Origin of the sequence: Thermosipho africanus Ob7 (assembly GCF_003351105.1) — a bacterium.
Classification (GTDB): domain Bacteria; phylum Thermotogota; class Thermotogae; order Thermotogales; family Fervidobacteriaceae; genus Thermosipho; species Thermosipho africanus.
In genome coordinates this window covers 35950-61385 of the sequence record NZ_NKRG01000005.1, presented here as the reverse complement: position 1 = coordinate 61385, position 25436 = coordinate 35950, and the positions used below count along the sequence as shown (strand labels likewise).

Below are 25436 nucleotides of genomic sequence, written 5' to 3'. Positions count from 1 at the left end.
AAATTTTTTAAAGATTTAAGGAGGTGATTTCCATTGGAAAATAAAGTTGCTTTAATAACTGGTGGTGCAAGAAATATTGGGAAAAGCCTTGCAATAGGTTTTCTAAATAACGGCTACAAAGTTGCTGTAATAGATCACAACAAAGAATTACTTGATAAATTACCGGAAAATGGAAATCTTTTAAAATTTTTCGGTGATGTGTCTAATGAAAAAGATGTTATAAAATTCATAGAATATATAGAAAAAAACTTTAAAAGATTAGATGTAATAATTAACAACGCAGCAATTTCAAACTTTAAAAATTTTCTTGAAATTACATTGGAAGAATGGGAAAAAGTAATTAAAGTAAATCTCACTGGGTATTTTCTAATTACAAAATACGGTGTACCACTAATACTCAAAACCTCAGGAAAAGGTTCTATTATAAATATTGCATCAACAAGAGCTATTATGTCTGAAAAAGGTAATGAAGCATATAGTGCTTCAAAAGCAGGAATCATTGGACTTACACATGCACTTGCAAATTCATTAGGCCCCAATATTAGAGTTAATGCAATTAGTCCAGGATGGATACTTCATGAAGGCGAGCAAATAAGTCAAGAAGAACATATGCAACATCTTGTTGGCAGAGCAGGTACACCAAATGATATTTTAGAACTTGCATTATTTCTTGCAAATGAAAAAAAGTCGGGATTTATAACCGGACAAAATATAGTTATTGATGGTGGAATGACTAAAAAAATGATATATATTTAAGGCCCCTTAAACTAAGGGGCCTTAAACTAAACTATATTTTAAATTTCTTTATCACACTGTCCATTGAATTTACTACCTCTCCTAATTCTTCACTTAGTGAGGCTATGTTCTGAACACCTTTTTCAAGATTATCAATCATCTGTTTACTTCTTTCAATCTCATCAACTTCTTCCATAAGAGTTCTTGTTGTACTATCCACTGCGCTAGACATTTCTTCAGCTGCTGCACTTTGCTCTTGCGCAGCTGCGGCAGTATTATTTATCATATTTGTAATATTAAATATTTCATTTTCAATGTTTTCTAGCTGTTCTTTAACAACTCTCGAAAAATCTGAAGCTTCTTTAATACTATCAACTGTTTTTTTAGTATTTATGTTTACCTTTTCTGCATTATTCCTTATTCCTTCAAGAATTTTTCCTATATTTTCTGTTGCTGCTTTACTTTCTTCAGCAAGTTTTCTTATTTCATCCGCAACAACTGCAAATCCTTTTCCTGCTTCTCCGGCCCTTGCTGCTTCAATTGCTGCATTCAATGCAAGTAAATTTGTTTGCTCAGAAATTTGATTAATAGTTTCCAAAATTTCACTTATATTTGCAGCCGATGTAGATAATTCAGATACCATATTTGCAGTGCTTAAAATTTCTGAATATCCTTTTTCTATTAGTTCATATACTTTATTAACAGATTCTGTTCCAGATTGTACGTTTTGTGAGATTTCATTTGCTCTTTCTGAAAGATCCATGGATGATTTTGAAACATTCTGAGCACTTGCTGCAACTTCCTCAATGCTTGAATTAATTTCTTCAAGTGAAGCGGAAATATTTTGAGATTCTGCAACTATTTTTTCAAATGTGCTTACAACATTTCGTGCAACTTGTTCCTGTTCTTCTGAAACTTCTCTCAAATTTTTTGATGAAACTTCTACAGTTTTTGAATTATTATTCAATTCATTAACTATATTCCTTAATCCATCAACCATATTGTTAAGCATTTGTGCGATTTTACCAATTTCATCTTTTCTTTCAACTTCAACCTTTTCTGTTAAATTACCATCTGCAACATCTGATGCTAACTTAACAACTTTTTCTACATCCTTTTTAATTTTCTTACCAATAAATAATACAATAACAAATATTACCAGAATAATTATCACCGAAATTATAATATTTGGTATAATGATACTGTTTAAATATTTTTGAATATCATCATCATATAAACCTGCACCAATCATAAATTTATATGGTTCAAACCATCTTGCATATGCAACTTTCCCAACTTCTTTATTAATAGAAGGCTTATTCCAAATATAATTGTAAACAAATTCACCATTTTTTCTTGCACCTTCAACTAAATCAACTAACACATATTTACCATTTGGATCTTTCACATTATCAGCTTTTTTACCTTCTAAAGTAGGATGAACAATTCCAACATAGTTTTTATCAAATATAAATACGTAATTACTACCTTCAAATTTCATAGAACCTACGTATTTCTTAATCAATTTAATAGCCTCTTCATGAGTTATTTGACCAGATTTTTCCATATTGTATATATTTTCTATAATTCCATAAGCACTATCCACAACATTTTTTACCGCATCTACTTTCAAATCCGTTAGCTCATTCTTTGTAATCAAAAAATTAGCTAATAACAAGGAAAATGTCAAAACCAAAGCTGATACTAAAACAATAGTTAAGATTAACTGAGTTAAGCTTCTAAATTTCATCTTAATACCTCCTTTGAAAGTAAGTTTATTTGTATGTTAAGAAATTAAATACTGATATTATTATATCAAAAAATAATCAATTTAATTAACGCAAAGTTAACTATTTTACAAACAGGTTACTATATTAAGATAAACTTTAGATTAAAAAAGTAAAAATAATAAAAAAATTATCCGATATTAACTAAACTTATAAAAACTTTAATTAAAACTATATTATTAATTAAATAAAATAAAACCAGCACCGAGTGCTGGTTTTAAAATATTATTTTTATTCAAATTTTGATTATATATTCTTTGACCAATAATTTGGTGGCTCTTTAGTAACAATTATGTCATGTGGATGGCTTTCTTTTACAGAGGCAGGTGTTATTTTTATAAATTGAGCTTTTTGCTGAAGTTCTTTAATATTTGCAGCTCCAACATATCCCATACCTGATCTTAATCCGCCAATCAATTGATAAACAACATCTTTTACATTACCTTTAAAAGGAACCATCCCTTCTACACCTTCAGGTATAAATTTTTGATTTCCGCTTTGAAAATATCTATCTGCACTACCTCTGCTCATCGCTCCAAGTGATCCCATGCCTCTATATGATTTATACTTTCTTCCTTGATATAATATAGTCTCTCCTGGTGCTTCCTCAGTACCTGCAAATATACTTCCTAACATAACTGTTTCAGCACCTGCAGCTAATGCTTTTACAATATCACCAGAAAATCTAATACCACCATCTGCTATAATTGGCACATCATATTTTTTTGCAACCTCCACACAATCCATTATTGCAGTAAGCTGTGGAACTCCTATTCCTGCAACAACTCTTGTTGTACAAATTGAACCCGGGCCAATTCCAACCTTTACAGCGTCTGCACCATTTTTAATTAACTCTTCTGTTGCTTGAGCTGTTGCTACATTACCAGCAATCACCTGAAGATCTGGAAATTCTCTCTTTACCATTTTTAAAGTTTCAATTACTTTTTTAGAATGACCATGTGCGGTATCGATAACTATTACATCTACTCCGGCTTTTACTAATGCTTCAACTCTAATAAGAGTATCTTCACTTGTTCCAACTGCTGCGCCAACTAACAATCTCCCTTTTGAATCTCTTGATGCATTCGGATGTTCAACTACACTCTTAATATCTTTTATAGTAATTAATCCTGCCAGCGTACCATCTTCATTAATAAGAGGAAGTTTTTCAATTTTGTTTTCATGTAAAATATCTCTAGCCGCTTCAATGGAAATTCCTTTTTTTGCAATTACTAATTTATCTTTTGGTGTCATTAATTCAGATACTTGTCTTTTTGGATTTCTTTCAAAACGGATATCTCTGTTTGTAATTAACCCCAAAAGTTTATTATTTTCATCTACAACAGGCAATCCTCCAATTTTATATTCTGCCATTATTTTATCAGCTTCTTCAACTGTTACATTCGGCAATATAGTAACTGGGTCATCAATTATTCCATTTTCTGTTCTTTTAACTATTTTAACTTGATGTGCTTGTTCTTCAATCGTCATATTCTTGTGTATTATACCAATTCCACCTTCTCTAGCTATAGCTTTTGCAAGCTCTGCCTCAGTTACAGTATCCATAGCCGCACTTAAAAGTGGTATTTTAAGTTCAATTTTTCTGGTAAGTCTAGTAGTTACATCTACTTGTGCTGGTAAAACTTCACTATAACCTGGTACCAACAAAACATCATCAAATGTTAATGCTTCTCTCATAGATACACCCCCGCTTTCAGTTTTTATATTAAAATTCTTCTAATGTTGCAACAAACGCTCTTGATAATGCATAAAGATAATCATTTGATAAGTTTTCTGCTATATATGATTCTATTTCATCCATATGTTGCCAAATCTTATCAAATGCCAAATTAAACATCCTGTTTACAGCATTTCTAGTCCAAATCTCCTCGGGCCAATCTCCATCTTCAAAAATTTCAACCAAAATTTCTCCCACTTTTTCAGCAAAATTTTCCATGAAATAATTTGTATAAACTACTACAAGATCTCTATTAATCTCATATCTTTCTGCATCTAATTTTTCTAAAATTTCTTTTGTTTCTTTACTCAATTTTTCTTCATTTCCCCAAAATAAAGCATCTAAGGATCCAATTTTAATTGATTCAATATCCCCAGAAAATTCCTCTATTGTTTCTAACATTTCATCATCATCTAATTGTTCAAACAAATAACTTTCATCTTCTTCATCATCAAGTTCTTTATAATGACATTCCTCAATTATGCTCTCTATATTTTCAAGCAGAAAATCTTTTATATCTTCATCACTCAAAACTTCATCATAGTTAAAATAAACTATTTCAGAATAGACTTCATTGAAGTTAATAATAAAATTACGTAAAAATTTTACATAATCTTCATCCGACAAACTTTCTAAAAAATTCATAACACAATCTCCTGCGTCACCTTCACATCCACTAAAATCTGCTTCTTCTAAAGTTTCAATAATTTCATCTGGCGAATCATAAACAATATCTTCAATAGATGGAAATAAAGTCTCTTTTTGAGGCAAAACTCCAAAACTAATTCCTTTAATATCATCTTTCTCATTTAGTTTCAAATAGTCATTTATTCGCTCATCGTTTGTAACATCATTAACTCTATAAATAGGCATTTTTACACCTCCGAAAAAGTAAAATGAAATTTATCTTCTTAAAATTATTTGGTAGAGATAGTAAAAATACATGCTAAGAAATACTACTGCTTCAAATCTAAATATTCTCTTTCTAAAGATTGAAAAAACAAACAATAATACAGCCATTAAATTCATAACTATAAGATCAATTGTAAAATTATTAACATCAACAATTAAATTTCCAAACAACGAGCTAACACCTAGTATCAGTAAAATATTAAAAACATTACTTCCCACTATATTTCCAACTAAAATATCATTTTCACCTTTTACTGTCGAAATAACACTAACAACAATTTCAGGCAATGACGTTCCAACAGCAACTATAGTTAAACCAACGAAGGTTTCACTAAGATTAAAAAGCTCTGCAATTTTTACAACATTTCTAATTGTCATTTCTCCACCAACAGAAACTCCAACTACACCTAAAACAATTAAAAATATAGAAAACCATGTACTCTTAACTTCTTTAACTTCTTCTTCAAATTCTTCTTGAACAATTTCTTTTGCACTAGTTATAAGATAGTATATATAGATAATCATCAATAATAAAAACACTATTCCATAGTTCCAAACTAAATTGTAATCTTTCAAAAATAGCGCAGTGAAAGTAAGAGTTGAAATAAGCATGAAGGGCATTTCAGCGCGTATGGTTTGCTTTTTTATAGGAATTGAAACAAATAAAGCCGACAAGGCAAGAGCAAGCGAAATATTAGCAATATTACTTCCAACTACATTTGAAATTGAAACACTTGAATAACCTTTAAAAACTGCAACTAACGAAGCGACAAGTTCTGGCAATGATGTTCCAAAAGCAACAACTGAAAGACCAACAACCATTTTTGAAACACCCAAATTTAAAGCTACAGATACCGCTCCTTCTACAAGCCAATCTGCTCCTTTAATTAGCAAAATAATACCAATAATAAGCCCTATAAAAGTCCAAAACATATTTTTTAAGACCTCCCCAATTAAAAATATCTAAATTCAACATATGCTATAGAAATTATCAAAGAAATTAATGATGGTATAAGAGAAAATTTCATATACTCTTTAAAAGAAACAGATCTTTTTGAATATTTTAATAGCATGGTAATTGCAACAATATTTGCAGATGCACCAATTTGTGTAAGATTTCCTCCAAAACATACACCAAGAGATAAAGCCCACCAATAAGGATTTAGATTAACAAAAGTAGAGTTAATTGAAGGAAGCATCTTAATTACAGGAATCATTGTCGCAGTAAATGGAATATTATCAAAAAATCCACTAACTACAAATGACATAATAATCAGAAACATTCCAAATAATTTTGGTGTACTTCCAAAATTTTTGCTTAAAATCATTGCTAAATTTTTTAAAATCCCAGTATCTTCAAGCGCACCTGTTATTATAAACAAACCTATAAAGAAAAATATAGTGCCCCACTCAATTTCACCAAAATGTTTTTCAACATTTTTTGGATCAATAACCAAAATCGATAAAAAACCCATTCCAAATGCTATGACTGAACTATGCACTCCTATTTTTTCTTGAATTGTAAATAAAATTATTACACTAATCAACAAAACTGTAGATTTAATTAAATTACTTTTTGTAATTTCAATAGCAGAAAATTCAAAACTTATATTTTTTTTTCAAATATTTTTTATTTTTTAATACAAAATATAAAATAATAGTTCCCCAAGTTATTAATGTGGCTGGAGAAGTATTCAGTATAAAATCATTAAAAGTAAGCCTTGCTGCATTTCCAATTAAAATATTTGGGGGATCACCTATTAGTGTAGCTGTACCACCAATATTAGAACTAAAAACCTCTGAGAGAACAAAAAAGGTAGGATCAATACCCGCGGCATCAGCAACTGCAAGTGTTATTGGAATAAAAATCATTATTGTGGTTACATTATCTACAAAGGCCGAAAAAAATGCTACAAAAAAGTTTAAAAGAATAAAAATAGATAAAAATGAATTTTTAGAAAAATGAATCAGTTTAAAAGCTACATATTCAAAAAAACCAGTACTTTTAACAGCAGAAACAAGAAGCATCATTCCAATTAAGAGAAAAATAGTATCAAAATCAACATAATTTTTAAACAAGTAATCAGGATCTTCAAATACTCCAAAAAAAGTTAAGATAAAAGCACCTAAAACTACAGAAATTGATCTATGAACTTTTTCAGAAATTATTAAATAATATACAACAACAAAAATAAATAAAGAGATAATTGCATCTATAGTCAAAGTATTACCTCCCAATGTTGTCTATTAAAAAAAACAGGGCTTTTAAGCCCCGTTGGAGCGGGCGACGGGACTCGAACCCGCGGCCCTCAGCTTGGGAAGCTGATGCTCTACCACCTGAGCTACACCCGCTCAATTACATTTTTATTATATCAAATACCATTTATATTTTCAAGTTTTATAACTTTATCATACCCTGGAATCCCATAAATGCTAAAGACAACAAAGATGCTGTAATCAACGCAATTGGAAGTCCTTCAAATGGTTTTGGTAAATCATATAATTCCAATTTTTCACGAATTGCACTAAATATTATTAATGCTAAAAGAAAACCAAGCCCCGCACCAAGAGAATTAAAAATTGTTTCTAAAAGATTGTAATTATTCATACTATTTATAAGGGCAACACCCAATATTATACAATTTGTGGTAATGAGTGGAAGAAATATTCCAAGTGCATCATACAAGTTTGGATTATTTTTCTTTAAAAACAATTCAACAAATTGAACAAACGATGCAATAACCAAAATAAACGCAATTGTTCTTAAAAATTCAAGGCCAAGTGATATTAAAAGTCTATCAACAAACCAAGAAATTGTAGAGGACATTACAAGAACAAATGTTGCTGCAAGACCCATTCCAACGGCTGTATCCATTTTTTTAGACACACCTAAAAACGGACAAATACCTAAAAATCTCATAAAAACATAGTTATTAACAAGCATTGCTGATAATAGTATCAAAAAAATCTTCATTTAGTGTTCCCCCTTTCTTTCCTCTTCATACCTATATATGCAAAAAGTGCAGCAAGTAAACCTAATGTCAAATAAGCACCAGGGGGAAGAATCATGATAAACACATTAAATGCTTTACCCCAAATTTTTACATCAAATAATGTACCACTTCCAAGCAATTCTCTAATTGCACCTAAAAGAGTTAAACTTGCTGTAAAGCCAAGACCCATTCCAAGACCATCTAACATTGAATACCAAACATTATTCTTTGATGCAAATGACTCTGCTCTACCCATAATTACACAGTTAACAACAATAAGAGGAATAAATAATCCTAATGTTTTCCAAAGATCGTATACATAGGCATGCATCAAAAGATCAACAATTGTAACAAAAGATGCAATTATAGTTATAAATATTGGAATTCTTATTTTTTCAGGAACTGCTTTTCTCAAAAGAGAAACAACTATATTTGACATAACTAAAACAGCAGTAGCAGCAAGCCCCATTCCAAAACCATTCTTCGCGCTAGTAGTAGTTGCAAGTGTTGGACACATTCCTAATGCTTGAACATAAGTAGGATTTTCTACAATAAAACCTTTACTGAATTCTTTCCATGATCTGCTTGCCATTAATTATTGCACCTCCTTTTGCAAATATTCGAACATTGCGTCAATAGTTGATGCAACTGCTCGAGGTGTAATAGTTGCTCCTGTCATTACATCACTTATTTTTACAACTCCAATCTTTTTTGCTTCTTCAGGCGAAAGATTAGATTTTCCAGCATCTTTGTCAACTTTAACTCCATTTTTTAAACCTTCATATGGGATAGGATAAAATCTCTTTTGAGATGTCTCTTCAGATATCTTTGCTCCAAGTCCAGGTGTTTCTTGTGAATATTCAATAACCCTTATTGATAAAAGATCAATTTTTTTATTATTTACTAAAAAGGATGCTATTGTAATAACTTTTCCACCATAGCCAATACCATACCCCTTTAAAACGTAAACCTTTCCTCTTTCAGTATCAAAATTTAAAACAGGGGTCAAAACAGCACTAGTTCCTTTTTTAAATATTTCTTTTTCTTCCTCTTTTGAACCCTTTAATACTGCTTCTTTTATTACTTTCTCTTTTACTAATAGATTCCCATTTTCTGTAAGAACAAACTTAACCGCGTCAATGGTATTTTTCAATTCAGCTTCTTTTATTGCAGTTTGGGTTGAAGTATAGATAAATCCTAAAATCAAACCTGCAACTAAAGTATATACCATCAAAATTAGACCTGTTTTTATCATATCTTTCATGATTTCACCTCACCAAAAATGCGGGGTTGTGTGTATCTATCAATAAGTGGAACAAATGCATTCATTAAAAGAATTGATAATGAAACACCTTCTGGATAACCCGCAAAATACCTTATTAGTAAAGTCATAACTCCAGCACCAATACCAAATATAGCTTGCCCTTTTATTGTCATAGGACTTGTAACCATATCAGTTGCCATAAATAATGCACCTAACATCAAACCACCACTGAGAATATGAAATAGAGGTGTACCAAATGTTGGATTTGCAAAATAGAAAAACGATGACATAACAAAAACAGTTCCTATATAAGAAATTGGAATCATTAATTTTATTCTTTTTCTAGCAACAAGGTATGCAAAACCTATTAGCAACAATAAAACACTTGTTTCACCTATGGATCCGGCTCTATTTCCTATAAACAAATCCCAATAACTTACATTTACGCTTCCTGTTTCTTTTAAAACAGCAAGTGGTGTAGCAGTTGTTTGAACATCAACCCATTTAGAAAAGGAAAGTGTAGGTTTATACCATGTCGTCATTTGAACAGGAAATGAAACTAACAAAAATGCCCTCCCAGCAAGTGCAGGGTTAAATATGTTCATTCCAAGTCCACCAAAAGCATGTTTTGCAACACCTAATGCAAAAACTAATCCAAGTAAAAATACCCACCATGATGTTGCAGGGCTAACATTCATCGCAAGAAGCATTCCTGTTACCGCAGCACTTCCATTTGGCACAAAATTTTTATCTTTTCTAAGTACTTTCATAATAAATAATTCAAAAAATTCACCAACAACTGCACCTAAAATAGCAAGAAAAAATGCATAAAAACCAAAAAAATACCATGCACCTATTAAAGCTGGTAATAAAGCTATAATAACATCCAACATTACTTTTGAAGTTGTGTCATTTGATCTTAAATGTGGAGCATTTCCAGTAATCAACTTCATCATTTCTTCCCTCCCCTCAGGGCCCTATACACTTTTTTAGCAAGTTTAATAGTTTTAACATGTTCAATCTTAGCAGGACAAATATACGTACAAGAACCACATTCTATACAATCCATTAATCCTATACTTGCTGCTTCATCATATCTTTTTTTCTTTCCAAGCAAGTCTAATAAGTATGGCTGGAGTCCCATTGGACATACATTTACACAATAAGAACATCTAATACAAAAGGTGCTTTTCTGTTCATGTGGAACAATACTTGTAATTCCATTATTTCCCTTTACTATTGGAGTTTCTATATTGTTTATAGGTATTCCCATCATTGGTCCACCCATTAAAACCTTTATTTCTTCAAGTCCTTCTTTAAATCCTTCACCTAAATTATCCACAATCCATGAAATAGGAGTACCAATTCTTATCCACCAATTTCCTGGTTTTTTAATTGCTTCCCCAGTTAAGGTTAAGCCTCTTTCTATAAGAGGTTTACCATCAATTACTGCTTCCTTAATTGCATACATAGTACTTACATTTTGAACTACAACTCCAACATCCAATGGAAGGCCACCACGTGGAACACTTCTTTTTGTAACAGCATAAATTAATTGTTTTTCAGCACCTTGAGGATATTTTGTTTTTAATGGAACAACAGTAACTTTTCCTCTCCATTTATCATTTAAAAGATTAATTGCATCAATTTTATTATCCTCAATTCCTATATACACATTTTTAACATTTAAAATTTTCTTTACAATTTCAATACCTAACAAAATCTCTTCATGCTTTTCTAACATCATTCTGTGATCAATTGTCAAGTATGGTTCACATTCTGCACCATTTATAATTAATGTATCAATTTTTTTATCCTTTGGAGGATTTAACTTTATATGTGTTGGGAACATTGCACCACCAAGTCCTACAATACCTGCTTTTTGAATGATATCAAGAAGCTCTTCTTTTGAAAATTTCTCAAAATCACCATGAGGAAGAAGCTCCCAATCATCTTCAGATTCTCTTTCAATAATAACTGCGTCAACTGCTTTTCCAAAAATTATATTACTTATCTTTTTAACTTCAACAACTTTACCAGTTACTGGTGAATGAACATACGCAGAAACGAACCCGGAAGGTTCACCAATAACTTGACCAGTTTTAACTTCATCACCAACCTGCACTACAGGTTTTGCAGGAGCACCCGCATGCTGTTGCATAAATACTATAACCTTTTCTGGTAAAGGGGCTTTTTTAATTGGAATATCTTTACTCAACGACTTATTTTCGGGAGGATGTACTCCTCCCAAAAAGCTCGATAGCTTCAAGACACCACACCTCCCAAAAAATTAAAATTCACCATCCAATTTTACATTATAACACACTACTTCGAACTTTTCACAATCTTAAAGAATATGTTATAATAAAGAAGAAATTAATTAAGAGGTGATTAATATGGATTATCTATTAAAATTACTAAATGGAAACTTTGTCGATGAAGTTACAAGACTTCCAAATGAATCTTTTTTTAATACCGTATACTCGATGTTGAGTAATTCGAATTCAACTTTTTTTGTAATAACACTCGACCTTGATTTTGATTCACTTGCAGAAGATGAAATAAATTTTGTAATTGCAAGAGCTGCATCTGTAATCAAACACAGTGTAAGGATTCCAAAAGATTTCGTGTGCAGGAGCGGTCAAAAAAGATTTTCAATAATTTTACATGGGATTAATGAAATAACAGCCAAACAAATTGCAAATAGAATAAAAGAATCTTTAGACTATTTGCTTTTAAATTATAAAGATAAAAACATAAAAATTGATACAAAAATAAAAGTAGAAAAATTGGGAGGTGCAATTGGTGAATAATGAAATTGGCACAAGGTATGATCCAGCAAATATTGAAACAAAATGGTACAAATTTTGGCTAGAAAAAGGATATTTTACTCCTAAAAAAGAAGGCCCAAAATATTCGATTGTTATTCCTCCTCCTAACATTACTGGAAAAATACACATGGGTCACGCTCTAAACATAACCCTTCAAGATATCTTAGTAAGATTTAAAAGAATGAATGGATTTAAAACTTTATGGGTACCAGGAGAGGATCATGCAGGAATTGCAACTCAAACAGCTGTGGAAAAAGCTATTGAAAAAGAAGGTAAAAAAAGAGAAGAACTTGGAAGAGAAAAATTTTTGGAAATTGTTTGGGATTGGGCTAACACATATCGTAATACTATTAAGAATCAAATAATGGCTATTGGTGCTTCAGTTGACTGGACAAGAGAACGTTTCACTTTAGATGAGGGACTTTCAAAAGCTGTAAAAAAAGTTTTTGTTTCTCTTTATAAAAAAGGACTAATTTATAAAGGCAAATATATAGTAAATTGGTGTCCTAGATGTAAAACTGTTCTTTCTGATGAAGAAGTCGAATATGAAGAACACGATGGAAAATTATATTACATAAAATATCCTTTTGCTGCTGGTAATGGCGAAATTATAATCGCAACAACACGCCCTGAAACCATGCTAGGAGACACTGCTATTGCTGTTTCGCCTTCGGATGAAAGATATAAAGAACTTATTGGAAAAGAAGTTATTGTTCCACTTGTTGGAAGGAAAATAAAGATAATAGCTGATATGCATGCAGATCCTGAATTTGGAACTGGTGCTTTAAAAGTAACACCTGCACATGATCCTAATGACTATTTAATTGGTCAAAGACATAATCTTGAATTTATTAATATTTTCAACGATGATATGACAATTAATGAAAATGGAGGAAAATATAAAGGTCTTGATAGGTATCAAGCAAGAGAAAAAATAGTAGAAGATTTGGAAAAAGAAGGTTATTTAGTAAAAATAGAAGATATTAAACATTCTGTTGGTCATTGCTACAGATGCAATACAGTTATAGAACCTATGCTAATGGACCAATGGTTTGTTAAAATGAAACCTCTTGCCGAAAAAGCTATTGAAGCTGTTGAAAAAGGAGAAGTAAAGTTTTATCCTGATAGATGGAAAAAAGTATATTTAAATTGGATGTACGAAATCAGAGATTGGTGTATTAGTAGACAACTTTGGTGGGGACATAGAATTCCAATTTGGTATTGCCAAGATTGCGGTCACATTAACGTTTCTGAAGAAGAAGTTAAAAAATGTGAAAAATGTGGTAGTACTAATCTAAAGCAAGAAGAAGATGTTCTAGATACTTGGTTTTCATCTGCACTTTGGCCCTTTAGTACACTTGGCTGGCCTGAAAATACATCCGATTTGAAAGAATTCTATCCAACAGATGTATTAGTCACAGGTTTTGATATAATCTTCTTCTGGGTTGCAAGAATGGTCATGATGGGCTATGAATTTATGGGCAAAAAGCCTTTCAATGATGTTTACATCCATCAACTTGTGAGAGACAAATTCGGAAGAAAAATGAGTAAATCCTTAGGAAATGGTATAGATCCATTAGAGGTTATTCAAGAATATGGTGCAGATCCAATGAGATTCACTTTAGCTCTACTTGCTGCCCAAGGAAGGGACATTAAACTTGATATTAAAAACATAGATACTAGTAAAAAATTTGCTAATAAAATATGGAACGCAACAAGATTTATAATAATGAATTTGGAAGATTATAAAGAAATTCCTCTTGAAAATCTTAATTTATCTGATAAATGGATCCTTTCAAGACTACAAAAAACTATAAAAAACGTAACTAATGCAATCGAGCAATATGAATTTAACCTTGCAGCAAGAGAGATATACAATTTCTTCTGGGATGAATTCTGTGACTGGTATATTGAAGTATCAAAACCAAGACTAAAAACTGAGGAAAAGCATCTTGTTCAAAACGTCTTAGTTACTGTTCTAGATAATAGCTTAAAATTATTGCATCCGTTTATGCCATTTATTACTGAAGAATTATGGCAAAAACTTCCAACATCAGGAGAATCAATTACGGTATCTGAATGGCCAAAAGTTAATGATAAATTAATAGACAATATTAGTGAAAAACGCTTTTCATTATTAATGAATATTATAAAAGGTATTAGAAATGTAAAAGCAGAAATTAACATACCTCAAAGTCAAAAAGTAAATATTTCTTCAAATCATGACTTTACAGAAGAAGAAAAGTTATATATAAGAACTCTTGGAAATGTAGAAAATATAAAAATCAGCGATCAAAAGCCTGAAAAATCAGCAAGTGCATTTGTAAATAATGAATTAGAAGTTTACGTTGAACTTGGTAATTTAATAGATATTGAAACTGAAATAAATAGACTTAACAAAAAAATTGAAAAACTTGAAAAAGATGCACAAAAATTTAGAATCAAACTTAGTAACAAGAAATTTTTGGAAGGTGCACCTGAAGAAATTGTGGAAGAAGCAAAAGAAAAGTTAGCAAACATAGAAGAACAAATCAAAAAAATTAAAAATATAATTACATCACTAAAATAAGAAGTGATAATATGGAGTATTTAGACGCATTAAAATACTTATACTTTAAACGACCTTATGGAAAAATTAAAATAGGACTTTATAGAATAGAAGAATTATTAAAAAGGCTCAACAATCCAGAGAAAAATTATAAATGCTTTCATATTACTGGATCAAATGGAAAAGGAAGTACTACAACATTTCTACATTATTTAGCAAAAAATCATGGGTATAAAGTGGGGGGATATTTATCTCCCCACTTATCTTCAATTCTTGAAAGATTTCCAATTAACGGAAAATATATATCAAAGGAGCGCTTTTTAAATGCCTTTAATCTAGTTAAGAAATACTCTGAAGAAATGGATAAAAAAGGTGAAGAATTTTCTCCAAGTTTTTTTGAATTTGCAACTGCTCTTGCATTTGAAATAGATAAAGAGGAAAACGTAGAAATTTCAACCATTGAAGTTGGTCTTGGAGGCAGATTTGACGCAACTAATGTAATTATTCCCGAAGTTTCAATAATTACCACGGTAAGTCTTGAGCATACAAAAATTCTCGGGAACTCTCTTGAAAAAATTGCGTATGAAAAAGCTGGAATCATAAAAGAAAATAGACCAGTAGTAATTGGTAATGTTCCAAAAGAAGCTAAAAAGGTTATATATAATATTGCTGCAGATAAGAATGCAAAAGTATATGAACTTGGAAAAGACTTTGATTATGAAGTTGTAGAATATCAATTTGGAAAAAATATAATAAATTATTACGGTGAAACTACTATTAAAGGGCTTGAAGTAAATTTAAACGGGACACATCAACCCATAAACGCAGCAATTGCCTTAAAAGCATACGAGTTGTTTGAAAAAATTGATTTAAATAATACTTTTGTAGCATTTAAGGAAGCATTTATACCTGGGAGATTCGAAATGTTCAATGGTTTTCTCCTTGATGGCTCACACAATCCACAAGCTGCTGAAAAATTTTTGGAAAACTTAAATATATACTTCAAAAACGATAGTAAAATAGCATTATTTGGAATTTTAGATGATAAAGATAAAATCTCTGTTATTTCAAAACTGATACCAGAATTTGAACATGTTATAGTTACTTGCCCACCATCACACAGAGCTATAAATTGTTTAGAAACATATGAATTGGTTAAAGACTTTTCAAAATCTTGTGAATTTATAGCTGATCCAATACATGCAATCGAAAAACTAAAAGAAATGAAAGCTGATTTAAAAGTTGTTACTGGTTCATTTTATCTTGTTGGTTTCATAAGAAGCTATTTAGGTAAGGGTTATATAGATGAAGAGTTAAAATTAATGAGGAGGTGATAATTTGGAAATTTTAGAATTAATTTGGAAAAAAATTTTAGAGAAAGAAGCAATTGAACCTGTTATTTTGGATATGTCAAATACTAATGTTCCTACAGATTATTTTATAATCCTTACTGCTAATAGCAACACTCATATGAATAGTTTAAGAGATACAATATTAGATTTATTATCTGAAATTGGAAAACAAGTAATTTATTATGACAAAGAAGATAATCATGAATGGCTAATAATTGATGCATCAGACATTGTTATACATATTTTTACAAAAGAAGCAAGAGAATTTTATGACCTTGAAGGATTATGGATTGATGCCAAAAAAATAAAGGGTGAAAAATAATGATTTTAAGAAATGCATATGTTTTAAGAAATTGGAAGTCCAATATTGAGAAGGTTGACATAAAAATTGATAAAGGAAAGATAATAAAAATTGATAAGAATTTAAAAGATAATGAGGATGAAGAATTTGATCTAGATAATAAATTAATAATTCCAGGCCTTGTAAATACACACACTCATGCAGCAATGTCTATTTTAAGAGGTATTGCAGAAGATTTACCTTTTAACAAATGGCTTTTTGAACATATAATACCACTTGAAGAAAAATTAAACGAAGATATAGTTTATTTTGCATCTATGCTCTCAATGATGGAAATGTCTAAAAACGGTATTGTAGCTTTTTGTGATATGTATATGTTTGAAGATTCTGTTGCACAAGCTGTAAAAGATTTTGGGATGAAAGCACTTTTAACTAGGGGACTTGTTTCAGAAGAAAACAAAATTGAAAAAAGTAGACTTAACGAAGCACTTTCTCTTTTTGAAAAGTGGCATGGTATTGATAATAGAATTTTCGTAGGACTCGGTCCACATGCTCCTTATACCTGCTCTTTAGAAGCTTTAAAGGAAATTGGTAAACTCTCCAGAAAATTAAAAATTCCTGTTACAATGCATTTATTTGAAAATAAATGGGAGAAAGAGCAATTTTCACTTTCACAAATTCTTTCTTCTGGAATTGCTGATTATCATTTCCTTGCTGTTCACTGTGTCCATCTTGATGATAATGATATTAAAATGCTAAAAGATTTTAATGTGTTTATATCTCATAACCCTACTAGTAATTTAAAATTAGGAAATGGTATAGCACCTATTCAAAAAATGATTGAAAATGGTTTGACTGTAGCTCTTGGAACGGATGGACCTGCTAGTAACAATTCTCTTGACATACTATTTGAAGCTCGAATTGCTTCTCTATTACAAAAAAAGGACAATCCTCAAAATCTTGACATTAACCAAATGCTCAAAATGCTAACAATAAACGGTTATAGATCGTTAAATATAGAAGGCGGAGAAATAAAAGAAGGTTTCCCAGCTGATCTAACAATAATTAATTTGAAAAATCCAAGTTTTTATCCTATCGAAAATATGAAAAAACATATAATTCATTCAAAAGTTGATGTATTTGCTACGATGGTAAATGGAAAATTTACATATTATAATGGTACATTCCCAACTATTGATGAAAAGGAGGTATATAGAAAATTTTCGACTTTTTACAGGAAGGTTATAGGTATAGAAAATTAAGTGTCGAACTAAAGAAAAAATATGGTGAAAAAGTATATAGATTACCAATAAATGCAGGTTTTAGCTGTCCAAACCGTGAAAATGGATTACCTGGTTGTTTGTTTTGTGATGAAACAGGTAGCGGTTTTACCACTTTTGGTGAGTTTGATATAAAAACTCAAATAAAAAAAATGAAGGAAAGATATACAAAAAAGGGCGCTAAAAAATTTATAGCATACTTTCAAAATTATTCAAATACTTATGCACCAATTGAAATGCTTAAAAAAGTTTATTTTAGCGCAATAGATGAAGATATAGTTCAAATTTCTATTTCAACTAGACCTGATTGTATTTCAGACGAAATTTTGGATTTACTAGAAGAATTAAGAGAAAAGATTGACGTATCAATAGAAATGGGACTTCAAACTTCAAATTATCATACTCTTGTAAAAATGAATCGTGGACACACATTAGCTGAATACATCTATGCTGCCAAAAAAATTAAAGAAAGAAATTTTGAACTTATTTCACATGTGATCTTAAACTTCCCAACTGATGATATGCTTGATGTAATTGAAACAGCAAAAATTCTATCAGTTCTAGATATAGATGGTGTTAAAATACATTCACTATACGTTGTCGAAAACACAATTTTAGGAAAACTTTTTAATGAAAACAAAATTCAAATTGGAACACTTGAGAGTTATATTGAAAGAGTCATACGATTTTTAGAATTTCTCTCACCAAAAATAATTATTCATCGATTGGTAGCAGATCCTCCAAATAATGGGACTATCTTTGGTAATTGGGGAATTCCAAAAATACAAATTATTAATATGATTGAAAAAAGATTAAAAGAAAAAGTTACATACCAAGGAAAATACTTTTATAAATGGTTCGAGCCAAAAACAAACAAACTTAGCAAAAGGAGTTAAAAATATGAAAAAGATTGTTCTTTCTATAATATTATTTATCTTTTCTATTTTTTTACATGCAAATGTAATAACCTCTACTAATACAGACATTGATAATGATGGGATACTTGAAAATATAACCTTAGAAGGCAATAAATTAAGTGAAATTTATTATGACGCTTTTGTTCTGAAAATTAAAAATGAAAAGTCAGAAAAGAACATAAAATTGGACTTTGGAGGCTATTCACCAAAAATGGAAATTTATGATTTTGATGGTGACAGCATTAAAGATATCCTAATCATTAGCGATAGTGGTGGTAGTGGTAACTATAGTGAATATTTTATTTACTCCATAAAGAAGGGAGTTTTATTAAATAATGATTTAAAACTAGACCTTAAAGCAAAGTTTTTTGATGGATTTAAAGCGCTAATATCATATAAAGACAAATATACTTTTTTAGATTTAAGTGAAAAAAAGGAACAATATATAAATGAAAAAATTTACAACAAATTTGGTCAATTTATTGGTGAAAACAAAGATTTATTTATTGGAGGCATATCAAATCTAGAAGCTTTTGACTTTGGAAAAGATGATATTTATGAATTGAAAGGAATTATCACTTTATCAGGTATATATCATGCTGATAGAATTGGCTACATTCACTTTGTATATTCCATCAAAAACGACAAATTTATATGGTTAGAAGTTTCTAAATTACTATATGCAGGGTTTTGAGAAATTATGATTCATAGGTGGGATGTTACTCCAAAAGAAGCTATATCAATTCAAAAATCTTTAAATGATAAATTAATTTTCAAGCCCTTCAATAAAACTCCTACATATGTAGCTGGAGTCGATTTGTCTTACGTTAATAATAAATCATTGGCTGTTATAGTAGTTATAGACAGCAAATTCAATGTTGTGGAAATCACTTACCACATTGACAAAATTAAATATCCATACATTCCAGGACTTCTTGCATTTAGGGAAGGTCCTGTGTTTTTAAAAGCATGGCAAAAAATTAAAACAAATGTAGATCTTGTTATGTTTGACGGTCATGGAATTGCACACCCTAGAAAGCTTGGAATAGCATCTCATATGGGATTATGGATCAAAAAGCCAACAATTGGTATAGCAAAAAAGAAATTAGTTGGAACGTATGATGAACCTTCGAATACTAAATTTTCATCTTCTTACCTTTGGTACAACGGAGAAAAGATCGGAATTGTTTTAAAAAGCAGAGAAAATACAAAACCAATTTTTATTTCTCCTGGACATTTAATAGATCTTGATAGCTCGCTAAACATAGTAAAAAAATACATAACCAAATATAAACTTCCTGAACCAACGCGTCTTGCACATATTTATACACAAAAACTTAAAAACAAAATTATTGAGAAAGAATAACTACAAAATCTACTGATAAATCTGGATAATTTCTATTTTTTGTTAATGTGTCAATTAAAATCAAATAATTCTCAAGATCTTCTTTTGCAAGTAAAATTTTAAAATTTCTCTTTGGATGCACGGTTTTAACAATTTTTTCTACTTCTTCTATTTTCACTTCTTCGTTTACAATATAAACTGTATCTGATAAAAAATTTGTATTTTGCATAAAATAAATATCTTCCGGTATATATCCAGCCGCTTTCCACATATAATGCAAGTTTACATTATATGTCCTATTTTGATTTTTTGTATTGTTAACTATATAAAATCTATAGCGTTCATCTACCTTATTTAAACTTTTTGAAGAAAAAAATTCTTTTAATTTGCTTAAATCCCCAGGATAAATATTTCCATTAACGTCATATTTTATAGGGAAAGAATAACTTTTTATTGAAAATCCATCTTTAAATTTTGTAGCTAAAAATACAAGCTCTGATGTTTTTATATTTGTATCCATAGATTCATAGACCTCTTTAAAAACTTTTGCAAGTGTAAAAACATCTTTTTTCAACGCCGCTTTTATTAATTGGTTAATAATATACTTTTCTCGTTCAATTCTTCCGATATCCCCTAATGAATCCTTCCTAAATCTCATATAAGCCAATAACTGCTCCCCATATAAATAATGTATTCCTGGATCAAAATCAATAATAAGATTCTGAGAATAGTCAGTATATTTCATGGGCTTATCTACATAAACCTCAATAGGACCAATTCTATCACCTACTAATTTTACAACGTCATAATCAACAATTACATATTTATCAATCTTTTTACCAACAAAATTTTCAACCAATTCTTTTAAATAACCTAATCCTTCTTTTTGATAAATTGAATTTATCTTTGAATTATTTATTATTAAATCTCTTGGTATATTTGTAATTTTTATCTCTCTATTTTTCACATTAATGTTTAAAAACATTATTACATCAGTTCTTCGCGTATTTTGTATATCTTTATCAAGACCCAAAACCAAAAAATTAGTCTCCTCATCAAGAGGAGAGTAAATTACAGACAATAAAATATTTATCCACGGCAAAAAAACAACACCTAATGAAAATAATGTTACAAAAATTGCGATTAATAATAAAACTATATTTTTATTCATAATTCTATTCTAAATAACCAATATATGGAATATTTCTATACTTTTCATCAAAATCCAAACCATATCCTACTACAAATTTGTCTTCAATTTCAAAGCCTACAAATTCTGCATTTACAATAGGATTTTTAGAAGTTTTTTTCAACAAAGTTGCAACTTTTAAATCTGCTGGATTATACCTTTTTAAGTAGCCCAGAATGTATGACAATGTTTGACCTGTGTCTAATATATCTTCAACAACCAAAACATGCCTTCCTTCAATAGGCTCATCAATCCAGCTTTTTACTCTAATTCTACCAGTAGATTCCATACCGCTGTAACTTGAAACATGAATAAAGGAATATTCAACATTTAAATCAATGTTTTCAACAAGATCCGTAAAAAAATGAATAGCACCTTTTAAAACACACACGGCATGAATTGTATCCGTTTTTTCTTTGTAATACTCAGTAATTTCTTTACCAAGAGATTTTATACGTTCCTGAAGCTTTTGTTCACCTATTAGTACATTCAAATTCAATTCCATCCCTCCCCTTCAATTATACCTGAAACTATAACTGAATCATCAAAACCATACACTACTGCTATCTGCCCAGGTGTAATAGCAAAAATTGGCTCTTGCGTTTCAATATATAACCTTTCATTTTCAAAATGGGCTTTACATCTAACTTCTTTGAATTTTTTTCTTACTTTAACATATCCTTCAAAATCTTTGGATACATTCTGCAAAAAATTTGGTTTCAAAACTGTAAATTTTGTACTAAAAGCCGATTCTTTATCACCGACAATTAAAATATTATTTTTAAAATCTTTTTTAATTACATAAAGCCTTCTTCCTGTTGCTACACCTATTTTTCTTTGACCAATTGTATAATTAGCAAGTCCTTTATGCGTTCCAATAATATTGCCTTCAGTATCAATAATTAATCCTTCTTTAAATTCCATATTATTTTCTCTCAAAAATTCAGAAATATTTCCATCTGGTATAAAACATAAATCTTGCGAATCCACCTTGTTATGAACATGAATTCCAATTTTCTCAGCTATCTCCCTAATTTGTTGCTTTGTATATTCTCCATTAGGTAAAATAATTTTTTTCAGCTTCTCTTTCTTTATAGAAGCCAGAAAATATGATTGATCTTTTTCATAGCTTTTAGCCTTATATAATTTACCATTCTTTATTATTGCATAATGTCCTGAAGCAACATAATCCATACCATCTTCAAACATTTTTTCCATTAAAACACCAAATTTTATCCAATCATTACAAAAAAAGCATGGATTTGGAGTTTTACCACGCTTATATTCACTAACAAAGTAATTAATAACCATTTCTCTAAAATCATCTTCTAAATGCACTACTTTAAAGTCTACACCAAACTTTTCCGCAATCTTTTTAGCATCATATGTATCTGAAGGACTGCAACAAACCTTATGTGTAATTTTTTTTGTTAAATATATCTCATCAAACACTGTCTTCATATGATAGGCAGTCACCTCATATCCTTCTTGTAAGAGAAAATATAGAGCTACTGCACTATCAACACCGCCACTTAAGGCAACACCTACTTTTATAATTTTTGCCTCCTTTCAAATTCTTCACATTTTTTTAAATACGATTCTTTCAAATCTTCTAAAGTAACAGATTTTAACGATTGTTTAAATCTTTTCATAACAATTTCCCAAACTTCATTTACAGAGCAAATTTCAGGTGCCAAACTTATTTTATCAGGTGGAACAAAACAAGTTATCATTGAACTAATATCATCTACTGAAGTAACAATGTCATATACTGTAATATCTTTTGGATCTTTTACTAATTTATAACCTCCGAACTTACCTCTTGATGACTCCAAAATTCCGCTTGCTACAAGTTGGGAAAGAATTTTTTGTGCAAATTCATATGGAATACTTGTCTTACATTTTGAAATCAATTCTGATGTACTCATCCTCTTATTTTCAATAGATAATAAAAGTAACAATCTTAATGCATAATCACTTTTCATTGTAACAGCCACGTTTTAACTCCCTCCAACCTCTAAAACATATACATCATATTTTTTAATACTATTTTTTCTCGCAAGAGAAACCTCTTCTACGTAGACATCGATTCTTCTTCCATTCACAGCACTACCTGTATCCTCTGCAATGAAAACTTTTTTTAATTGTGGAATATATACATAACTTCCAAGTGGAATTAAACTTGAATCAACAGCTACAGTTTGCCACTCTTTGGCTATTTTTCCTATCCTTGTTAATCTAAAAGTTGGATGTTGAACAATTTTGCCATCATCCCATGGGGTATAAAAGGTAACATCAAATTTTCCTTTATATTTGAAAAAAAATCTAAACGGATCCTTAGGCTCACCATCAACCCAAATTTCAAAATGAAAAATTCCATGGACTTTACCTATTGATTTTTCTGAAACAACCCAATCATTCTCCTTAAAGTCAGTTTCTATCCCTTTATAAATAGCAAGAACTCCATTTCCATGGTCTATGTATAAAACGTTATTACCTTTTACAGTTACTCTTCCAGGTAAAATTGGATATACATCTTTTCCTTCAGCACTTATATCTATTCCAAGATTAGTCGCACCACTTTTTATATCTCCAAAATAGCTTAATATATCTTCCGGTTCAATGTCAATAGGTACTCTAACATAGTCATTTAAGTTATCTATAGGAATCTTTATTACTTGTCCTGGAATAATCCGATTTGGATCTTCAATAGCATTAAACGTGATTAGTCTTTCTACACCATCCTTACCTAAATTATATCTTTTACTTATAATATATAATGTATCCCCAGGCCTGATAACATAATTTATATAACCTTGTCTCAACTTTAATATATCTTCTATATCTTCCATTTTAAACTCTTGCTTTAAAAAATTCAATTCAGAACTAATTTGTTTGATAGTAGCGAGTTCTCTTTCTAAATTTTCTTTCGAAGAAATACTATCTACTTTAAAACTTAAATCGTTTAATCTTTCTTCCAAGTCCTGAATTTTTTCAAACTTTTGTAAAATCTGATTTACCGCAATTGAATCTTGAGTAACTCCTTCTCCACTTATCGACTGTATTTCATCAACTGTTTCCTTTAATGAATCTACAGTTAAATTCATTTCATATAATCTATTTTCAATGTCTAGTATCTGTTTATATCCTGTTTCATATTTTTTGAGCGCTTGATTTAACAAATCATTTACTTTACTTAATTCTAAACGTTCCGCCATTCCTTCTAAATAATTCAACCTGTAAATAACTGTTTTAAGATTGTATGAAGTTATCTCTGAAGTAACTTTATTCATTTGATTTTGCAAATCTGAAAGTTCAATTGCAATTTTTCGGGTAAAATTTTTTAAATATTCAATATCACCTGCATTATTTATTTCAATTAATTTATTATTTAAATCATTAATCTGAGTATCAATTCTTTGAGATAAATTATAAAATTGTTTTTCCAATGAAGATATTCTTGTTTCATGTTCATTAACTATGTTTTCAATACCATAAACTCGCTGCTCCAAAAGTTTATACTGATCGTATGTAACATAATTACACGAAAACAAAAAAAACATTAAAATCAAAATTACTCCCGCATACTTTGCCATCTATCTTTCCCTACCTTTGCATAATAAGAAGAACTGTTTTTATATTTCTGCATCAACTTTGAAAACCATTTTACTGCCTCACTTTTATTCCCAAAATGCCTATTTAACTCACCAAGGTAAAATAATATTTTTTCTTCCATTCTCCCGTCAGAAATGTCTGAATTCATATAGCAATTTTCAAAATTCTTAAGCGCGTGTGCAAGTGATATTTCTTCTTGTTCTTTTTCACCGCCCTTTTCACGCAAAAGCCAAGCAATCTTTAAATAAGAATCTGCAAGTTTACAATATTTTTTGAGTAATGTGGATAATATTACTACTATAGCATAAGCTTTAAGTGCAGTATCAATATCTCTTTCATCGGTAAATTTAACATTTGATAATTTCGATTTTAGCTTACCAAGTATACTTTTTATTTTTTCAACTTCTGTTATTTTTACATCTTTTTCAAATATACTTTCGTACTCTGCATATAAGCAATTTGGGCAAACAACTACTTCATATAAAAAAGGATTTACATCCAAATAATTTGGTTTTAAATCTTCATCATAACTAGCAATCTTTATAGAATCGATCCTTACTTTTTTACTATAAAATTCATTTCCACATACTGGACATTTATAACTTTTATCCCATAATGCATTCATGCTA

The 25436-nt window shown here is 30.0% G+C and carries 26 protein-coding genes and 1 tRNA gene; 9 read left to right on the top strand and 18 right to left on the bottom strand.

Annotation, left to right across the window (positions count from 1 at the left end; translation table 11 throughout):
• Nucleotides 1-33: 33 nt before the first annotated feature.
• Nucleotides 34-756, top strand: coding sequence for an SDR family NAD(P)-dependent oxidoreductase (locus tag OB7_RS06305; RefSeq protein WP_004102930.1), 723 nt, complete (start codon nucleotides 34-36; stop codon nucleotides 754-756).
• A 31-nt stretch (nucleotides 757-787) separates the two neighbouring features.
• Here the strand turns inward: OB7_RS06305 and OB7_RS06300 are convergent, their stop codons facing one another.
• The 12 genes from OB7_RS06300 to rsxC all read right to left on the bottom strand — a co-directional run bounded on the left by OB7_RS06300 (nucleotide 788) and on the right by rsxC (nucleotide 11698).
• Complete coding sequence (locus tag OB7_RS06300; RefSeq protein WP_114702791.1) at nucleotides 788-2485, bottom strand: methyl-accepting chemotaxis protein; 1698 nt, start codon at nucleotides 2483-2485, stop codon at nucleotides 788-790.
• A gap of 283 nt (nucleotides 2486-2768) precedes the next feature.
• A complete protein-coding gene (gene guaB, locus OB7_RS06295) occupies nucleotides 2769-4220 on the bottom strand; it encodes an IMP dehydrogenase (RefSeq protein WP_114702790.1) in 1452 nt (483 codons plus the stop codon).
• Nucleotides 4221-4248: 28 nt separating this feature from the next.
• The gene (locus OB7_RS06290) at nucleotides 4249-5133 is read right to left on the bottom strand and encodes a hypothetical protein (protein ID WP_004102928.1); all 885 of its coding nucleotides are present in this window, start codon (nucleotides 5131-5133) and stop codon (nucleotides 4249-4251) included.
• Between the two features lie 30 nt (nucleotides 5134-5163).
• Nucleotides 5164-6105 carry a calcium/sodium antiporter gene (locus tag OB7_RS06285; protein ID WP_114702789.1) on the bottom strand — a complete coding sequence of 314 codons (942 nt, stop codon included), beginning with the start codon at nucleotides 6103-6105 and terminating at the stop codon, nucleotides 5164-5166.
• A gap of 20 nt (nucleotides 6106-6125) precedes the next feature.
• Nucleotides 6126-6722 carry an ArsB/NhaD family transporter gene (locus OB7_RS10165; RefSeq protein WP_282956781.1) on the bottom strand — a complete coding sequence of 199 codons (597 nt, stop codon included), beginning with the start codon at nucleotides 6720-6722 and terminating at the stop codon, nucleotides 6126-6128.
• 49 nt (nucleotides 6723-6771) lie between these two features.
• Nucleotides 6772-7395, bottom strand: a complete 624-nt coding sequence (locus OB7_RS10160; protein WP_282956780.1) for an ArsB/NhaD family transporter — start codon at nucleotides 7393-7395, stop codon at nucleotides 6772-6774.
• Nucleotides 7396-7448: 53 nt separating this feature from the next.
• Nucleotides 7449-7524: transfer RNA gene (locus OB7_RS06275), tRNA-Gly, on the bottom strand.
• A gap of 46 nt (nucleotides 7525-7570) precedes the next feature.
• A complete protein-coding gene (gene rsxA, locus OB7_RS06270) occupies nucleotides 7571-8146 on the bottom strand; it encodes an electron transport complex subunit RsxA (RefSeq protein ID WP_004102926.1) in 576 nt (191 codons plus the stop codon).
• A complete protein-coding gene (gene rsxE / locus OB7_RS06265; RefSeq protein WP_114702788.1) occupies nucleotides 8143-8757 on the bottom strand; it encodes an electron transport complex subunit RsxE in 615 nt (204 codons plus the stop codon). The genes rsxA and rsxE overlap by 4 nt, the downstream gene beginning before the upstream one ends.
• Nucleotides 8758-8760: 3 nt before the next feature.
• Nucleotides 8761-9429 carry an RnfABCDGE type electron transport complex subunit G gene (locus OB7_RS06260; RefSeq protein ID WP_114702787.1) on the bottom strand — a complete coding sequence of 223 codons (669 nt, stop codon included), beginning with the start codon at nucleotides 9427-9429 and terminating at the stop codon, nucleotides 8761-8763.
• On the bottom strand, nucleotides 9426-10382 hold the full coding sequence (locus tag OB7_RS06255; RefSeq protein ID WP_114702849.1) for an RnfABCDGE type electron transport complex subunit D: 957 nt from the start codon (nucleotides 10380-10382) through the stop codon (nucleotides 9426-9428). The genes OB7_RS06260 and OB7_RS06255 overlap by 4 nt, the downstream gene beginning before the upstream one ends.
• A complete protein-coding gene (rsxC, locus tag OB7_RS06250; protein ID WP_114702786.1) occupies nucleotides 10382-11698 on the bottom strand; it encodes an electron transport complex subunit RsxC in 1317 nt (438 codons plus the stop codon). Before rsxC ends, OB7_RS06255 begins: the two co-directional genes overlap by 1 nt.
• A 127-nt stretch (nucleotides 11699-11825) precedes the next feature.
• Here rsxC and OB7_RS06245 point away from each other — a divergent pair, with 127 nt between their 5' ends.
• From OB7_RS06245 to nfi, 8 genes are read left to right on the top strand one after another with little or no spacing between them, the layout of a single operon-like run.
• Nucleotides 11826-12242, top strand: a complete 417-nt coding sequence (locus OB7_RS06245; RefSeq protein ID WP_114702785.1) for a GGDEF domain-containing protein — start codon at nucleotides 11826-11828, stop codon at nucleotides 12240-12242.
• Nucleotides 12235-14829, top strand: coding sequence for a valine--tRNA ligase (locus OB7_RS06240; RefSeq protein ID WP_114702784.1), 2595 nt, complete (start codon nucleotides 12235-12237; stop codon nucleotides 14827-14829). Before OB7_RS06245 ends, OB7_RS06240 begins: the two co-directional genes overlap by 8 nt.
• Nucleotides 14830-14840: 11 nt before the next feature.
• The gene (locus OB7_RS06235) at nucleotides 14841-16142 is read left to right on the top strand and encodes a bifunctional folylpolyglutamate synthase/dihydrofolate synthase (protein ID WP_004102916.1); all 1302 of its coding nucleotides are present in this window, start codon (nucleotides 14841-14843) and stop codon (nucleotides 16140-16142) included.
• A 4-nt stretch (nucleotides 16143-16146) separates the two neighbouring features.
• Nucleotides 16147-16482, top strand: coding sequence for a ribosome silencing factor (rsfS, locus tag OB7_RS06230; RefSeq protein WP_004102912.1), 336 nt, complete (start codon nucleotides 16147-16149; stop codon nucleotides 16480-16482).
• A complete protein-coding gene (locus OB7_RS06225) occupies nucleotides 16482-17723 on the top strand; it encodes an amidohydrolase (protein ID WP_004102910.1) in 1242 nt (413 codons plus the stop codon). Before rsfS ends, OB7_RS06225 begins: the two co-directional genes overlap by 1 nt.
• A complete protein-coding gene (mnmL, locus tag OB7_RS06220) occupies nucleotides 17681-18637 on the top strand; it encodes a tRNA modification radical SAM protein MnmL/YtqA (RefSeq protein ID WP_114702783.1) in 957 nt (318 codons plus the stop codon). Before OB7_RS06225 ends, mnmL begins: the two co-directional genes overlap by 43 nt.
• A gap of 4 nt (nucleotides 18638-18641) precedes the next feature.
• The gene (locus OB7_RS06215; RefSeq protein ID WP_004102906.1) at nucleotides 18642-19352 is read left to right on the top strand and encodes a hypothetical protein; all 711 of its coding nucleotides are present in this window, start codon (nucleotides 18642-18644) and stop codon (nucleotides 19350-19352) included.
• 6 nt (nucleotides 19353-19358) lie between these two features.
• Nucleotides 19359-20024, top strand: a complete 666-nt coding sequence (gene nfi / locus OB7_RS06210) for an endonuclease V (RefSeq protein WP_004102905.1) — start codon at nucleotides 19359-19361, stop codon at nucleotides 20022-20024.
• On the opposite strand, the gene OB7_RS06205 is transcribed toward nfi, so the two are convergent.
• From OB7_RS06205 to OB7_RS06180, 6 genes are all read right to left on the bottom strand, one after another.
• A complete protein-coding gene (locus tag OB7_RS06205; protein ID WP_249031037.1) occupies nucleotides 20008-21105 on the bottom strand; it encodes an LCP family protein in 1098 nt (365 codons plus the stop codon). The two genes, nfi and OB7_RS06205, sit on opposite strands and share 17 nt — an antisense overlap.
• Before the next feature lie 73 nt (nucleotides 21106-21178).
• Complete coding sequence (gene hpt / locus OB7_RS06200) at nucleotides 21179-21691, bottom strand: hypoxanthine phosphoribosyltransferase (protein ID WP_004102901.1); 513 nt, start codon at nucleotides 21689-21691, stop codon at nucleotides 21179-21181.
• On the bottom strand, nucleotides 21688-22746 hold the full coding sequence (mnmA, locus tag OB7_RS06195; protein ID WP_081429717.1) for a tRNA 2-thiouridine(34) synthase MnmA: 1059 nt from the start codon (nucleotides 22744-22746) through the stop codon (nucleotides 21688-21690). The genes hpt and mnmA overlap by 4 nt, the downstream gene beginning before the upstream one ends.
• Nucleotides 22743-23189 (bottom strand): RrF2 family transcriptional regulator, encoded by a 447-nt coding sequence (locus OB7_RS06190; protein ID WP_004102897.1) that lies wholly within the window; start codon nucleotides 23187-23189, stop codon nucleotides 22743-22745. Before OB7_RS06190 ends, mnmA begins: the two co-directional genes overlap by 4 nt.
• 3 nt (nucleotides 23190-23192) lie before the next feature.
• Nucleotides 23193-24788: a 3D domain-containing protein gene (locus tag OB7_RS06185; RefSeq protein WP_114702781.1), complete on the bottom strand. Its 1596-nt coding sequence runs from the start codon at nucleotides 24786-24788 to the stop codon at nucleotides 23193-23195.
• Nucleotides 24767-25432 (bottom strand): DUF2225 domain-containing protein, encoded by a 666-nt coding sequence (locus tag OB7_RS06180; RefSeq protein WP_004102893.1) that lies wholly within the window; start codon nucleotides 25430-25432, stop codon nucleotides 24767-24769. The genes OB7_RS06185 and OB7_RS06180 overlap by 22 nt, the downstream gene beginning before the upstream one ends.
• Between the last annotated feature and the right edge of the window lie 4 nt (nucleotides 25433-25436).